General features: G+C 63.0%; 15 protein-coding genes. 12 read left to right on the top strand and 3 right to left on the bottom strand.

Annotated features, from left to right (window positions below; translation table 11 throughout):
- Positions 1-42 precede the first annotated feature (42 nt).
- Entirely contained in the window at positions 43-2,256 is a 2,214-nt protein-coding gene (locus AUP74_RS03840) for a primosomal protein N' (RefSeq protein WP_083260805.1), read from the bottom strand.
- A gap of 285 nt (positions 2,257-2,541) precedes the next feature.
- Between AUP74_RS03840 and rpmE the strand changes: the two genes are divergently transcribed.
- The 10 genes from rpmE to AUP74_RS03890 all read left to right on the top strand — a co-directional run bounded on the left by rpmE (position 2,542) and on the right by AUP74_RS03890 (position 10,035).
- Positions 2,542-2,754, top strand: a complete 213-nt coding sequence (gene rpmE / locus AUP74_RS03845) for a 50S ribosomal protein L31 (protein ID WP_069946405.1) — start codon at positions 2,542-2,544, stop codon at positions 2,752-2,754.
- A 29-nt stretch (positions 2,755-2,783) separates the two neighbouring features.
- Positions 2,784-3,626: a thermonuclease family protein gene (locus AUP74_RS03850; RefSeq protein ID WP_083260806.1), complete on the top strand. Its 843-nt coding sequence runs from the start codon at positions 2,784-2,786 to the stop codon at positions 3,624-3,626.
- A gap of 121 nt (positions 3,627-3,747) precedes the next feature.
- Complete coding sequence (locus AUP74_RS03855; protein ID WP_069946407.1) at positions 3,748-5,001, top strand: malic enzyme-like NAD(P)-binding protein; 1,254 nt, start codon at positions 3,748-3,750, stop codon at positions 4,999-5,001.
- 82 nt (positions 5,002-5,083) lie between these two features.
- Complete coding sequence (locus AUP74_RS03860; RefSeq protein ID WP_069946408.1) at positions 5,084-5,494, top strand: hypothetical protein; 411 nt, start codon at positions 5,084-5,086, stop codon at positions 5,492-5,494.
- A gap of 120 nt (positions 5,495-5,614) precedes the next feature.
- Positions 5,615-7,195, top strand: coding sequence for a glutamate--cysteine ligase (gene gshA / locus AUP74_RS03865; RefSeq protein ID WP_069946409.1), 1,581 nt, complete (start codon positions 5,615-5,617; stop codon positions 7,193-7,195).
- A gap of 24 nt (positions 7,196-7,219) precedes the next feature.
- Positions 7,220-7,822, top strand: coding sequence for an acyl carrier protein phosphodiesterase (locus AUP74_RS03870; protein WP_069946410.1), 603 nt, complete (start codon positions 7,220-7,222; stop codon positions 7,820-7,822).
- Positions 7,819-8,310, top strand: a complete 492-nt coding sequence (locus AUP74_RS03875; protein ID WP_069946411.1) for a disulfide bond formation protein B — start codon at positions 7,819-7,821, stop codon at positions 8,308-8,310. Before AUP74_RS03870 ends, AUP74_RS03875 begins: the two co-directional genes overlap by 4 nt.
- A 22-nt stretch (positions 8,311-8,332) precedes the next feature.
- The gene (locus AUP74_RS03880; RefSeq protein ID WP_158514536.1) at positions 8,333-8,731 is read left to right on the top strand and encodes a CidA/LrgA family protein; all 399 of its coding nucleotides are present in this window, start codon (positions 8,333-8,335) and stop codon (positions 8,729-8,731) included.
- Positions 8,724-9,410, top strand: a complete 687-nt coding sequence (locus AUP74_RS03885) for an LrgB family protein (RefSeq protein WP_069946412.1) — start codon at positions 8,724-8,726, stop codon at positions 9,408-9,410. The genes AUP74_RS03880 and AUP74_RS03885 overlap by 8 nt, the downstream gene beginning before the upstream one ends.
- A 157-nt stretch (positions 9,411-9,567) precedes the next feature.
- Positions 9,568-10,035, top strand: a complete 468-nt coding sequence (locus AUP74_RS03890; RefSeq protein ID WP_069946413.1) for an Rsd/AlgQ family anti-sigma factor — start codon at positions 9,568-9,570, stop codon at positions 10,033-10,035.
- Positions 10,036-10,100: 65 nt separating this feature from the next.
- On the opposite strand, the gene AUP74_RS03895 is transcribed toward AUP74_RS03890, so the two are convergent.
- On the bottom strand, positions 10,101-10,907 hold the full coding sequence (locus tag AUP74_RS03895; RefSeq protein ID WP_069946414.1) for an FKBP-type peptidyl-prolyl cis-trans isomerase: 807 nt from the start codon (positions 10,905-10,907) through the stop codon (positions 10,101-10,103).
- Positions 10,908-11,380: 473 nt separating this feature from the next.
- Between AUP74_RS03895 and AUP74_RS03900 the strand changes: the two genes are divergently transcribed.
- Positions 11,381-12,355: a hypothetical protein gene (locus AUP74_RS03900; protein ID WP_069946415.1), complete on the top strand. Its 975-nt coding sequence runs from the start codon at positions 11,381-11,383 to the stop codon at positions 12,353-12,355.
- Here AUP74_RS03900 and AUP74_RS03905 read toward each other — a convergent pair whose 3' ends face one another.
- Entirely contained in the window at positions 12,356-12,841 is a 486-nt protein-coding gene (locus tag AUP74_RS03905; RefSeq protein ID WP_069946416.1) for a TIGR02444 family protein, read from the bottom strand.
- 157 nt (positions 12,842-12,998) lie between these two features.
- Between AUP74_RS03905 and AUP74_RS03910 the strand changes: the two genes are divergently transcribed.
- Positions 12,999-14,906, top strand: coding sequence for an ABC-F family ATP-binding cassette domain-containing protein (locus tag AUP74_RS03910; protein ID WP_069948698.1), 1,908 nt, complete (start codon positions 12,999-13,001; stop codon positions 14,904-14,906).
- The last annotated feature ends 2 nt before the right edge of the window (positions 14,907-14,908 follow it).

Below are 14,908 nucleotides of genomic sequence, written 5' to 3' on the forward strand. Positions count from 1 at the left end.
CGCGCCGTCGCTGCCCTTTAATCTCTGGCCAGGTCCAGCGGCTCAGGCAAGCTCCTGCGCATCCATATCCACAGCCCAGCGGAGGCGCCGGTTGCGGTTGCCCTCCGCCCAGGCGCAGAACCGTGCCAGCAGGGGTGGCAGAGCCGCGCGCTGCTCCGCTGTGATCTGCACGTAAAAGCGGAAACGCCCGGATTTGCGCTCGAGCAGGGCCGGGACCGGCCCCAGGTATTGCAACTGAGGTGACGATGGCGCCAGTGACTCGAGCATGGCCCGGGCCTGCTCGAGGAATTCCTGCGCCCAGCGCGGCTCCTCGCACTCGGCACGCAACAGCGCCATGGCGCGCACCGGCGGCAGGCCCGCGGCGGCCCGGTCCCGCAACAATTGCCGCGCATAGGGGCCGTAACCCTTTTCCAGCAGCAGTTGCAGTAAGGGATGTTCCGGGTAGCGGCTCTGCACCAGAACCCGGCCCGCCAGCTCGCCGCGCCCTGCGCGACCGGCCACCTGTTCCAGCAACTGCCCCATGCGCTCCGAGGCACGAAAATCGGCGCTGAACAGACCGCCATCCGCATCCTGGATGACCACCAGCGTCACCTTCGGCAAGTGGTGGCCCTTGGCCAGCATCTGGGTGCCCAGCAACAGGCAGGGCTCACCCGCCCGGGCCGGCGCCAGCAGCCGATCCAGCGCCTCCTTGCTCGAGGTCGTATCGCGGTCGACCCGGATCACGGGATAGTCGGCGAACCGGCTGGCCAGCAGCGCCTCGCTGCGTTCGGTGCCGCCACCGAGTGCACTGAGGGAACGGCTGTGGCAGGCCGGGCAGCTGTCCACCAGGGGACGGCGGTAATCACAGTGGTGGCAGCGCAGGCTGCGCTCACGTCGGTGCAGGGTCAGCTTGCTCGAACAGTGGGGGCAGTCCGCCAGCCAGCCGCAGTCGTCGCAGGCCAGCGCCGGCGAGAACCCGCGGCGGTTGATGAACACCAGCGCCTGCTCGCCCCGGTCCAGGGTTTCGCCGATATGGCGCAGTACCTGGGGCGCAAAGCCTTCCTCCAGCTGCTGGCCGAGGGTTGGCACTACGTGGATCTGTGGCGGCCGGGCAGCGCCGGCGCGCTGGCGCAGCCGCAGGTGCCGGTAGCGGTCGGTGAGGGCATTGTGCAGGCTCTCCAGGGACGGTGTTGCCGAGCCCAGTAAAACCGGCACATTTGCCATCCGCCCGAGCACCACCGCCAGGTCGCGGGCGGAGTAGCGCACACCGTCCTGCTGTTTGAACGAGCCGTCATGCTCCTCATCGACGATCACCACACCGAGGCGCGGCAGCGGCGTGAGAATCGCCGAGCGGGTGCCGATTACGATATCCGCCTGGCCGCCGGCAGCGGCGAGCCATGCCTGTGCCCGCTCGCCCTCGGCCAGCCCCGAGTGCAGGGCGGCAATGCTGCGGCCGGGAAAGCGGGCGGCGATGCGGCGCAGGGTCTGCGGCGTGAGGCCGATCTCCGGCACCAATAACAGAGCCTGGCGCCCGGCCTGCAGTACGCGATCCATCAGGCGCAGGTACACCTCGGTCTTGCCACTGCCGGTGGTACCCTCCAGCAGGGACGCCGAAAAGCCCTCGGCGGGAATTTCCGCCAGCACCTGCCGCTGCTCCTCGTTGAGCTCCGGCGATGGTGACGGCTCGGCAGCGGGGAGAGGCGGCGGTACGGTGGGGCCCACTTTCCAGGTCACGAGGCCCCGCTCCTCCAGGGCGCGGATGACTGGTGTTGTCACCCCCTCGGTGCGCAGCGCGGTCCTGCTCTGGGGACCCGCAGACAGGAGTCTCTGTAGCAGTGCCTGCTGTTTCGGCGCCCGGGCCAGGGCAGTCTCGGGCAGCCCCTTACCCTCGGTTGTGAGTGTCAGCCACTGCTCCGCCCAGTGATCGGCGGGCTTGCCCTTGCGCAGGGCCGCCGGCAACGCGGCGCTATACAGTTCTCCCGGCGGCGCCTGGTAGTAGGAGGCCGCCCAGCGCATGAATTCCCGGCTGCGAGCATCGAACAGGGGCTGGTGGTCGACCAGCTCCAGGGCCGGCTTCAGGTTTGCAAGTGAGGATTCACTCACCTTTTCAACTAGTACCGCCAACAGTTTACGCCCGCCGAAGGGCACCCACAGCCGCTGACCGGGGTGCAGGCTGGCGGCATCGACTCCCGCCGGGGGCAGGTAGTCGAATAGCCGGCGCAGGGGCACGGGCACTGCCAACCGCAGGATACCGCCCTGTTGATCCGCCTGTTGCAAACCTCGCCCCCCAACTGCCCGAAGACTCTCTCGACGACACAGTCACGCGCCGCCCACCCAGGGGGTTAGTGTACTGCCTGGCGCAAGAACTGCCGACCGCCGGCTGCACCCCCAGCACCTGTACTGGCCGCGGCGGCTTTCCGGTACTTGATCGCCGGCGCTATTCTGATAGTATGCGCCGACTTTTTAAGCAGCCCGGACCTCCGGCAACCCCGGCGGTTCCTATACCAACGACGATTCCGTGCTCGGCAACTGACCGGGTGGCGGACTCGGAAAGAGGCCATTATGAAAACCGATATCCATCCGAATTACGCCGAGGTCAATGCAACCTGCTCCTGCGGCAACGTAATCAAGACCCGCTCCACCCTGGCAAAAGACATCCAGCTGGACGTTTGCTCCCAGTGCCACCCGTTCTACACCGGCAAGCAGAAGCAGGCGACCACCGGTGGCCGTGTCGACCGCTTCAAGAAGCGCTTCGGCAGCCGTATCAGCAAGTAAGGCAAAGGCTCGTCAGAGCGCCTGGCGCCATGACGACCCCCTTGGCGACCGCTGCACTTTGCGCGCGGTCGTCACAGCCGAGAAAGGCACCCTGGACCATGGTCCTCGGTGCCTTTTTTTGTGCCCTGGGCTTGTGCCTGCCAGCGGCGGCCGACTGTGTACTGGGACCGGCAGACGAAATCGTGGCCCTGGAGCGGGTCCAGGACGGTGACACCCTGTTGCTGAAGGATGGCCGCAGTGTGCGCCTCATCGGCGTCAACGCCCCGGAGCTTGCCCGCAACGGCCATGCCGCAGAGCCACTGGCAGAAGAGGCACTGGAGTTCGCCCAACGCTTTCTGGGAGGGCACGGCCTGGAGCTGGTATATGACCGGGACCGCCGCGATCGCTACGGGCGGGTGCTGGCCCACGTCTACAACTATCGCGGCGAAAGCCTGGAGGCGGCACTGCTGGCCGCCGGCCTCGCTTTTCATGTCGCCATCGCCCCCAACCTGGCCCTGGCCGAGTGCCTGTCGGAACGCCAGACCGAAGCCCGCCGAGCCGGGCGCGGTATCTGGGCGCCAGGTGTCTGGCCCATACTCAACGCAGGTGAAGTGCGCCCGGGTGATGGCGGCTTTGTGCTGCTGCGGGGACGGGTGCGCGAAGTAGACCGCAATCGCTTTGTCTGGCTTGAACTGGACGGCCCCGTCGCCGTGCGGCTGCGCCGTGAAGGGGAAAATGGCCAGCTGGTCAGGCGCGATTGGCAAGACAAGCAAATAGAAGTGAAAGGCTGGCTGGTGGACCGAGGGGCGAAATATATATCCCGATTCCCGCAGAATAAACGCTGGTTTATTGCGGTGGACTCCGAATTTACCATTGAATTTAGTAGGGAATGATCGCCGACTCGCCCTTGTCGCCTTGTGACATCAATCCCCTCTCGGTTATTCTCTGCGCCCCCGCAGTAACCCCGCCGACCCCCCATGTGTCGGCAGAGAACGCAAAGAGATAATTTCCACGATGACGGATGCAAAGCGCCAGGCAGCGCTGGATTACCACGCGCTCCCCACCCCGGGAAAACTCTCGGTTGAACTCACCACCCCGGCCCAAACCCAGGAAGATCTCTCCCTGGCCTACAGCCCTGGTGTGGCGGAACCGGTGCGCGAGATCGCCAAAGACCCGGAAACCGCTTACCTCTACACCGGCAAGGGCAATCTGGTGGCGGTCATCTCCGACGGCAGCGCCATCCTCGGCCTTGGCAACCTGGGCCCGCTTGCATCCAAGCCGGTGATGGAAGGCAAATCGCTGCTGTTCAAGCGCTTTGCTGACATCAATTCCGTGGATATCGAGGTCGATGCGCCGAGCCCGGAGCAGTTTATCCAGACGGTCTCGAATATCGCCAATACCTTCGGTGGCATCAATCTCGAAGACATCAAGGCGCCGGAGTGCTTCCACATCGAAGAGGCCCTGATCGAGCGCTGCCAGGTGCCGGTATTTCACGATGACCAGCACGGTACCGCCATCGTTACCGTGGCGGGTATGCTGAACGCGCTGGAAATCCAGGGTAAGCAGATCGAAAACGCCCGCATCGTCTGCCTCGGCGCCGGTGCTGCCGCCACAGCCTGTTGCAAGCTGCTACTGGCCGCCGGTGCCCGCAAAGAACAGATCACCATGTTGGACAGCCGCGGGGTCATTCACTCCGGGCGTACCGATATCAATGCCTACAAGGGAGAGTGGGCGCGGGATACCGACATGCGCACTCTGGACGATGCCATCGACGGCGCAGACGTGTTCCTGGGCGTATCCGGTCCGGACCTGTTATCCGCCGAGCAACTGGCGAAGATGGCTGCGCGCCCGATTGTCTTCGCCTGCTCCAACCCCAACCCCGAGATTGCGCCGGAACTGGCCCACCGCACCCGTGATGATCTGATCATGGCCACCGGCCGTTCCGACTACCCGAACCAGGTGAACAATGTGCTCTGCTTCCCGTTCATCTTCCGCGGGGCACTGGATGTACGCGCCGTGCGCATCAATGAGGCCATGAAGCTGGCGGCGATCGAAGCCATCCGCAAGATTGCCCACCTGCCGGTGCCGGACTCGGTACGGGCGGGCTATGGCGGCATCGAGCTGTCGTTTGGCTCGGAATATATTCTGCCGAAACCCACCGATCCGCGCCTGCTGCCCGAGGTAGCCGCCGCCGTCGCCAGAGCCGCGGTAGACAGCGGCGCCGCCCGCTTGCCCTATCCGGAACACTACCCCCTGGCAGCCCTCTGATCCCCGGTATGCCCCGGCTTGAGCCGGGGCACACCCCTCGCTACACTGCTCTCCTGATACGTCATGAGAGTTTCCCCACCGCATGAGTCACGTCTACGTGCTGACCAACCAGCACAAGCAGTTCCTGAGCAAGAGCAACGAGTGGATCGACGGCCGCGAGGCGGGTCGCCTGTTCCGCAGCGAGTACAAGGATGTCGCCATCAACCAGATGTTTGAGGCCAACACCCGCAACGTCAATCTGCGTATCGAACTGCTCGAATGTCCCCTGAACACCAAGGGCCAGCCCCAGGTACCCGCTGAGGCGCTGGGAGATCCGGAAATCCAGCCGGGCGCGCCGGAAGAGATGCCGCCGACGACCAGCCCGGAGGTGAACCCGGAGCCGGCACCGGAGATCGAACCGGACGGAACTCCGGAGATCACTCCGGAGGAACCGCCGGAGATTACCCCCGAGCAGCCCGCAGAAGACATGGCGCAATCCGGATCTGCCGTCTGAGTGACTTGAGTTGCCCCGCGCCGCCCCCATATCGGTGCGACTGCCATCTCCAGCCGCACTGTGGGCGGAGTCTGGCTGCGGGAGCCGAACGGCAGTATCAGCCTCAGTAAGGAGTTTCGAGTGCCCAACCATCTGGCCGCCCTGGCCCAGCCCAACCACCTGCCATTACTGAAGGGCATTCGCCGCGGGATCGAAAAGGAGAGCCTGCGGGTGACGCCCCAGGGCGCCCTGGCCGACAGCTCACACCCCGAGGCCCTTGGCTCCGCACTTACCCACGGGTCTATCACTACCGATTTCTCCGAGGCGCTGCTGGAGTTCATCACTCCGCCGGTGACCACACCGGAAGCAGCTCTAGAGGATCTCGACCAGATCCACCGCTACACCTACCGACAGATTGGTGAGGAACGGTTGTGGGTCAACAGCATGCCCTGCCGCCTCGGTGCCGACAACGATATCCCCGTGGCCCGCTATGGCAGCTCCCATAGCGGCACCATGAAGACGGTCTACCGGCTGGGGCTCGGTCTGCGCTATGGGCGCACCATGCAAACCATCGCCGGCATTCACTACAACTTCTCGCTTCCGGATGAATTCTGGCGCTGGCTACATGCTCAGGAGCGCAGTGAAGAGTCGCTGGGCGATTTCAAGACTCGCCGCTATTTCGACCTGATCCGCAATTTCCGCCGCCACTACTGGTTACTGATTTATCTCTTCGGTGCCGCACCTGCGGTATGCGGCTCCTTTGTCGAGGGTCGCGAGCACAGCCTGCAAGCGTTCCAGGGCAATAACCAGAGTCTGTATGCACCCCACGCCACTTCACTGCGCATGGGGGATCTGGGTTACAACAGCGACGCGCAGAAATCGCTGATCGTCTGTTACAACGACCTGGCCAGTTACCTGTCTACTCTCTGTGCTGCCATCAGCCGGCCCTATCCGCCCTACCATCAGCTCGGGGTCAAGGACACCGAGGGGCACTACCAGCAGCTCTCAACTGGCCTGCTGCAGATCGAAAATGAGTTCTACTCGCCGATCCGACCGAAGAATCCCGCCCAAATGGGCGAGACGGCGCTGTCGGCACTGGACAACCGTGGGGTCGAATACATCGAGGTTCGCTGTCTCGACCTCAACCCCTTTGCACCGCTGGGGATCGACGCCCAGCAGATGCGCTTTATCGACAGCTTCCTGCTGCACTGCCTGCTGAAAGAGAGTCCGAAGACAGACGAGGACGACTATCGGGCGGTGCAGGAGAACCAGGACCGTATCGTCTACCGCGGACGCGATCCCGAGCTGAAGCTGATCCACAATGGCGGTGAAATCGCACTCACCGAGTGGGCCGAAAAACTGCTTGCGGAGATGCAGCCGGTTTCCGATCTGCTCGATCGGGCCTGGGAAGGCGAACAGTACCGTCGCGCCCTGGACACCCAGCGGGCCAAGGTGCGCGGTGAGGCCAAGACCCCGGCAGCCCAGATCCTCGAGGAAATGGCCGAGCGCGGACAGAGCTTTTCCCAGTGGGCGGCAGAAAAAGCCGAACAGCACCGCACCTATTTCCTGGAACGCCCCCTGGATGACGCTGCCGAAGAGCGTTTTCATCAAGAGGCCCGGGATTCCCTGCAGCGCCAGGCTGACGTCGAGGCGGCCGATACCGGCACCTTCGAGGACTACCTGGGCAAGTACTATGCCCAGTACATTTTCTGCCAGCGCTGAGACCCGAAGGGGCAGGGCGGGATCGTGAACTACCTGGCACACCTGCTTCTGTCCGGCCCCGACCCCGACTGGCGGCTGGGCGGACTGCTCGGGGATTTCGTCAAGGGCCCCCTGTCCGGCGAGCGTCCACCTGCCATCGAGGCCGGTATCCGCCTCCACCGGCGCATCGACGCCCTCTCCGATACCCACCCCGCTTATCGTGCCGCGCTGACACAGCTGGATCCGCACTGGCGCCGCTACGCCGGCATTGCACTGGATATCTGGTTCGATCACCTGCTCTGCCAACAGTGGTCCCACTGGCATTCACAGCCCCTCGAACGCTACTGCGCACAGTGCTGGCAAGACTTTCGCGCCCGCAGGCGGTATATTCCGCCGCGCGCGCAGGCGTTTATGGATCGCGCCGAGCAATTTGAGCTGTTACAGAGTTATGGCGACCTACAGGTGATCGAGCGCACACTGATGCGGGTCGGTCAGCGCCTCCGCCGGCCAGTGCCCCTCGAGCGCACTCTGCCGGAGCTCATTGCTGCGCGCGAAGCGATGGAACCGCAATTCAAAACATTGTTCCAAGACTTGAATCGCGAAGCCGAGCGCTTTCGCCAGAATTATTCAGGGCCCACTACAGCATGAGTCTCCCCAATCCCCGCACCACCTTCCTGCTGGTTTTTCTATCGGTCGTGTTCCTGCTCGGCGCCGCCTTTTATCTCGAGTATGTCCAGGGCCTGGAACCCTGCCCGCTGTGCATCACCCAGCGAGTGATGCTGCTGGGCGTCGGACTGGTCTCCCTGGTCGCATTCCTGCATAACCCCGCGACCATCGGCCGTCGTTTTTATGGTCTGCTGGTCTCCCTGTGGTCTCTGGGCGGCCTGTACTTCGCCGGTCGCCAGCTGTGGCTGCAGAGCCTGCCCGAGGATCAGGTCCCCGCCTGCGGACCCGGCATCAGCTACATGATCGATGCCTTCCCGCTGGGAGAGGTCATCAAGACGCTGCTCACCGGTGATGGCAACTGCGCCGAGGTGCAGTGGACCTGGCTGGGACTCAGCATTCCCGGCTGGTCTGCGGTCGGTTTCACCGGCCTGATCGCCTTCGGTGTCTGGCAGGCATTTCGCAAGCAGTAAACCAAACCGGCATCTTCGCCTCTTGTCCCTGCCAGCCCGATCAATCAAGCGCGCGAGCAGCTGGCTGGCCGGCGCCCTTGTGCTGCTGGCGTGTGAGCGCCTCGGTGACGTGCTGGCGCAGTGGCTCGCACTGCCGGTACCCGGTGCCGTATTGGGCATGGTGCTATTGCTGTTTGGCCTGATGGTTTACGGCAGTGTGCCGCGGGGACTGGCGGAGGTGAGCGGACTGCTGCTGCGCTCCCTCGCGCTGCTGTTCCTTCCCGCGGCCGTCGGGGTCTTCTTTCTGCACGGCTTCTCCGCCGCCGATTGGCTGGCACTGCTGGCCGCTACGACCATCGGCACGCTAACGAGCTTCCTCGTCACAGCGCTGCTGCTGCGGCGATTGCTCGGACAGGGCAATGCCGGAGAGGCGGATGACTGAGCTAATCGCCTCGCCGCCTTTCATTCTCGCACTCAACCTGGCGGCCTTCCTGTGCGGTCTTGCCCTCTATCGCCGCACAGGCACAACTTTGCTGCACCCGATCGTCGGGGCCAGCGCGCTTGCGGCCGCCTTCCTGTGGCTAATGGAAATCCCATACAGCGAGTACCAGACTGCCAGCAAACTGCTCTATGCCCTGCTGGGACCCGCCGTCGTCGCGCTGGCCGTACCACTGCGCCAGAACCTCCCTATCATCAAGCGCGCTGCCTGGCCACTGCTGGTAACACTTGTGGTCGGTGCCACACTGGCCCCGGCTGCAGGTGTCCTGATTGCCCTACTGCTGGGCGCGGCCGAACCCGTCCTGCTGGCCCTGTCCGGCAAGGCGGTCACGACGCCAATTGCCCTGGGGCTGGCGGAAAAAGTCGGGGCCGCGGCCAGCCTCACTGTCGGTATTGTGGTGTTTAGTGGCGTGGTTGGCGCCGTGCTGGGTCCGCCGCTGCTGGCCCGCCTCGGCATCCGCGACCAGCGCGTGCTCGGTTTCGCCCTGGGGATTAATGCCCATGCCATCGGCACGGCGCGTGCGCTGGAGATCAGCGCTCTGTGCGGAGCCTTTGCCGCGCTGGCAATGGGGCTTTGCGGCGCGCTCACCGCTTTTGCCCTGCCTTTTTTCCTCGGCCGCTAGTCGGCGGTGCAGTCGCGCATTCTGGCGGCCAAAGCCGCCGCTATCTTGCCCACGGCGGGTCAATCACCTATCTTCCAATGACGTCTTCCGCTCGCCGCCAGAGGGATGCTCGGCCGGCGCAGTGACAGCAGTAAATGGAATAACAGGAAGCCTGGAGATGCTGGAAAATTGTAAGTCTGCGCGCGAGCGCTGGGGTGGGGTAAGCGAGATCATCGACCGCTGGTTGCAGACGCGCCAGGCGCTGATCGTCAGCTTTTGCAACTTGTCGGGGAAGAAGGCCTTCGCCGATGGCGATCATGAATCCGAGGAACAACTGAAGGAACTCTGCCAGAACCTGGTCGATTACGTATCCGCCGGTCATTTTGAGGTATACGAGCAACTGGTTCTGGAAGGGCAGGCGTTCGGGGATCAGAGTGGTCTCGAAAAGTCCCGGGAGCTGTACCGGGAAATCGATTCCACTACCGACGTCGCTGTCGACTTCAACGACAAATACCTGGAAACCGACGATCTCTCCAGCCTGCAGGCGGATCTGTCCCAGCTGGGCGAAGCACTGGAGACGCGCTTTGAGTCGGAAGACCGCATGATTGCAGTGCTGCATACCGCGCACAAAAATCAGGTCGCCTGAGGGCGCACAGACACAAAAAAGGGCGAACCTTGGTTCGCCCTTTTCGTTTGTTGAACCGTCAGGTATTACTGCTCGGAATCAGCCTCCTCAGGCTGCGCTTCCTCGCTGCTTTCCTCCTGCTGGCTCTCACCACCCTCTGCACCGGCGTTGGCCTTGTGCAGCTCAACCTCAAAGATCAGGGTCTCGTTCGGGCCAATCAGGCCACCGGCACCGCCAGGTCCGTAAGCCAGTTCAGAGGGAATGTAGAGCTCCCACTTGGCGCCTTCCTTCATCAGCTGCAGCGCCTCGGTCCAACCCTTGATCACGCCGCCGACCGGGAACTGTACCGGTTCGCCGCGGGCGTAGGAACTGTCGAACTCGGTACCGTCGATCAGGGTACCGCGGTAATCCACTTCCACGGTGCTGTCCGCGGTGGGGGAATCGCCGCTACCCTCGCGCACGACCTTGTACTGCAGGCCGGAGTCGGTTACCACGACACCGTCCTTCTTGGCATTCTCCTCGAGGAACGCCTTGCCTTTCGCGGCGTTATCCTCGGAAGCCGCCTTGAACTCTTCTTCCTGCTTCTGCAGCATTTCCTGCTGCTTACTCTGCATTTGCTCCTGGAAAACAGCGATTACCTGCTGCTTGTCCTCATCGCTCAGGCGGGACTCGCGATCATTGGCCACATCGTTCAGCGCCATCAATACCACCTGCGGATCCAGGGTGACTTCCTGGGACTTCAGCCGGTTGGCCATGTCTTCGGCAATGATGTAGCTAACCTTCTGCTCCTGGGTTTCCAGAGCCACCTCGGTGGCCGCACCGGAGTCCTGCTTGCTACAGCCCGCCAGAGAGAGGCCCAGGGCAACCGCAGCAGCCAATGGATATTTATTCATGAAGATTGTCTCTTAGTCCGTGGTGTATTTATTTTCCTGCGTTAGCGGACCGCACAGGAGATCTCCTGTTCGATCAACCTCCGCCAGCATCCTTAGTAACCTGAGGGAGCGGCGGGTTCCCGGCAAGTCTAACCCAAGGCCGGTGACGCTGCACACCGGCCCGGTTGCCGGTCGGAGCTGGCATAACCGACTGCGTTGGGCAGTACTTCACCAGACTCCCGCACATCTCCGTGACGCTGTGAATTGATTCGCTATTTTTCGTGTTTTTTACTTTACTGACAGGGATGCACTTCACAAACAACAACGCTATTATCCGTGCTCGAGCTGCTGTTGTTCTGAATCGCAGAGGTGGTCGAACGAGTTCGGGACAACGGTTCAGTGCACGAACCAGGGCATCGCGGCCATCGCCGCACGTTCGTCGGAGAGCCTCTCCGGCCGCACCGAATCGACAATAAACCTCAGGATATTCACTCATGGCTGCCAAACGAAAAGCTGTCAAAAAAGCTGTCAATCCGGTCGCAGAACTGGAAAAACAAATTGCAAAACTCACCGACCAACTGGACAAAGCCCGCACTAAGCAGGCTGCCGACACCAGCAAAGAGGTCAAGAAAACGGCCAAGGCCCTGACCACCACCAAGGGCAAGCTGGCCAAGGCGAAGGAGCAACTCACCAGGGCGCGAGCCGCTGTGCGCAAGAGCAAGACTGCCGCAGCACAGAAACGTGTCGATAGCGCCACTGCCAAAGTCGAAGACCTGCAAGCTGCGGTCGACCAGGCCAAGGAAGCCGCTGACCAGGCCAAGCAGGCAGAGACTGCAGCCAAGCAGGAACTCAAAACTGCAGAGACCGTTGCCAAGGCTGCTGCCAAGGCCGAGAAGGCAGCGATGAAAGGCGCCCCGAAGAAGAAAGCGGCCCGCAAGACCACCGCCAAAAAAGCTGCAACCAAGACCACAACGGCAAAGCAGCCGGCTGCCAAGAAAGCGGGCACCAAAAAGGCCGCGGCCAAGGCCACAGCAACCAAGGCCACCGGCAACGCGACCAAGAAAGCCGCAACAAAAAAAGCTGCCGGTAAAACTGCCGAGACAAAAGTCGCTGCCAAGAAAAGCGCGAGCAAGGCTGCAGCCAAGCCGGCGGCGAAAAAGTCTTTGAAGAAGGCACCGACCAAGGCTGCCGCCAGCAAGAAGCCGGCCGCACAGAAGCCAGAACCGGCGAAAACCGAGACGAGCAAAGCAGCGGCACCTGAGCAGAAACCCGCCCAGCCCGCAGCCGAGACCCCGAAGCCGGAAGCCGCACCATCTGCGAGCAGCTCGCCGATTCTCGGCAAGACTCCGGAGACTCGTCCCTTTGGCACACCCAAGCCGGTAGAGCACAAGCCGACAGCGTCGCCGAGCATCACACCGTCGACTCCCGCCAACAGCCTGTTCTCCAGTGAGGATCCCAGCGAGAAGTAACTACTTCTTGATTGTGAGGTAGTCCGAAATCAGGCCCGCCCAGCGGGCCTGATCTTTTTGGGGAATGCCATACTGCTGACCCGCCAACAACAGTGGGGAGCGCTCACCTGCCCAAGGCTCCTGTTCAAGCTGCCAGAGTGCCGACAGTTGCCGCTGCTCCAGACGCAGTTCACCTTTCTTGCACCAGTTATACAGGCGCGTGGTATGCGGCCGCATCCGCCCAAGCCAGCGACGCAGCTGCCGGACGCTCCCTATCATATGCCGGCGTGGAGCCAGGCCACGCTCTGCCACACGCCACCCCTCTTCACTCAGCAACCGTCCATCCATTTCCCGATAGCTCGCCCAGAGCAGCAGGCACACGTCTGCACCGTAGCGATCCTGGCAGTGCAGCAGGAACGGAGCGACTTCGCCGTGACCGTAGAAGTCGAGGCTGAATTCCCAGAGCGGGTTGTCCAGTAATGTAGAGGCAGCTTCCGGTCGGTTCATTGGGAGCCATCGCAATTCATGGTCACAGGGCCTAAAATCCGCTCCGCTAAAACGATTGCGATAGATGCGGGCCCGCGTCGACAGTGTACGGCACTTCGGAGAGCCCGCACGCCAAAATAGCCTAGCACCGCCGGTGGTGGGCGCGAGAGGTTTTTACTTGATTAATTTGCAAGGCGTCTCCCTGCAACAGGGCGGGCGCGAGCTGTTGCGAGATGCAGACTGCCGCATTTTTCCGGGCCACAAGGTTGGCATTATCGGTGCCAATGGCTGCGGCAAGTCCACCCTGTTCCGGCTGCTTCTGGGCCAGCTGGAAAGTGATGCTGGACGGGTCGAAGTACCCGCGGGCTGGCGCATTTCACACATGGCCCAGGAGGTCGAGGCCACGGACCGATCGGCGCTCGACTATGTCCTCGACGGGGACGCCGAACTGCGCCGCCTGCAGAGCGAAATCGATGCTGCGGAGGGCTCCGGCAGCCCCGACGGACATGCGCTGGGCGAGCTTCATGAGCGCATGGCGGCCATTGATGGCTACAGCGGCCCGGCGCGCGCAGCACAACTGCTCGACGGTCTCGGGTTCTCCCACGAGGAACAACAGCGGCCGGTTAGCAGTTTCTCCGGGGGCTGGCGCATCCGCCTCAACCTCAGCCGCGCACTGATGTGTCCCGCAGACCTGCTGTTGCTCGACGAGCCCACCAACCACCTGGACCTGGACGCCACACTCTGGCTGGAGCAGTGGCTGCAGCGTTTCCCGGGTACTCTGCTGATCATCTCCCACGACCGCGACTTCCTCGATGCGGTGGTGGACGGCATCGTGAGCTTCGAGCAGGGCCGGCTGCTGCACTACAGCGGCAACTACAGCGCTTTCGAGCGCGCCCGTGCCGAACGGTTGGCCCAGCAGCAGGCCCAGTATGAGAAACAGCAGGCGGAGCGCGCGCATATGGAGGACTTCGTGCGCCGCTTTCGCGCCAAGGCCACCAAGGCCCGTCAGGCCCAGAGCCGCCTGAAGGCACTGGATCGCATGGCACAGATCGCTCCGGCCCATGTGGATTCCCCATTCCGCTTCACGTTGCCAGCTGCGGAAAAAAATTCCGATCCGCTTGTGGACCTGCGGGATGCCGCTATCGGCTATGGCGAGCAACCTGTTCTGCGCCATGTTCAGCTGGGTATCCAGCCGGGACGCCGCATCGGTCTGCTTGGTCCCAACGGCGCCGGTAAATCCTCCCTGATTAAGACCCTGGCCGGGGAGCTGGCACCTCTCGCCGGTGAGCGCCTCTGTGGTGAACACCTGGCCGTCGGTTATTTTGCCCAGCACCAGCTGGAAGCACTGGACGTGAAAGCATCACCGGTACTCCATCTGCAGAGGCTGACGCCAGAGGCGAGCGAACAGGCACTGCGGGATTTCCTCGGCGGCTATGGTTTTGCCGGCGATCGCGCATTTGAATCGGTCGAAGGCTTCTCCGGAGGCGAAAAGGCCCGGCTGGCGCTGGCCATTCTCGCCTGGCAGCGCCCCAACCTGCTGCTGCTGGACGAACCGACCAACCACCTGGATCTCGAGATGCGCCATGCCCTCACCCTGGCGCTGGCCGAGTTCCCCGGGGCGGTGGTGCTGGTGTCACACGATCGGCACCTGCTGGCCAATACCGTCGACGAATTCATCCTCGTGGCCGAGGGCCGTGCGCAGCCGTTCGACGGTGACCTGGAGGAATACAAGCAGTGGCTGCTGACATTCAACCGCGAACAGCGCCGCCGCGATGAACCGGCAACTGACGGAGACCGGCCCGCAGAGGACAAGAGAGAGCAACGCCGGGCCGCAGCCGCATTGCGGGAGAAACTGAAGCCGCTTACCAACCGCCTGAAGCAGCTGGAAAAAGAAATGGCGAAGGCGGAAAAGCTTCTTGCGGGGCTGGACGAACAACTGGCCAATGAAAATCTTTATACCGGAGGCCAGCAGGAGGAGATTGCGCGCCTGAACCGGGCACAGGCGGAGCAGCGGGAAGCCCTCGAGGCGCTGGAGCTGGAGTGGCTGGAAATCAGCGAGACACTTGAGGATGCCCGCAGCCAGTGACG

This window comes from Microbulbifer aggregans (genome assembly GCF_001750105.1).
In the GTDB taxonomy this organism is placed as follows: domain Bacteria; phylum Pseudomonadota; class Gammaproteobacteria; order Pseudomonadales; family Cellvibrionaceae; genus Microbulbifer; species Microbulbifer aggregans.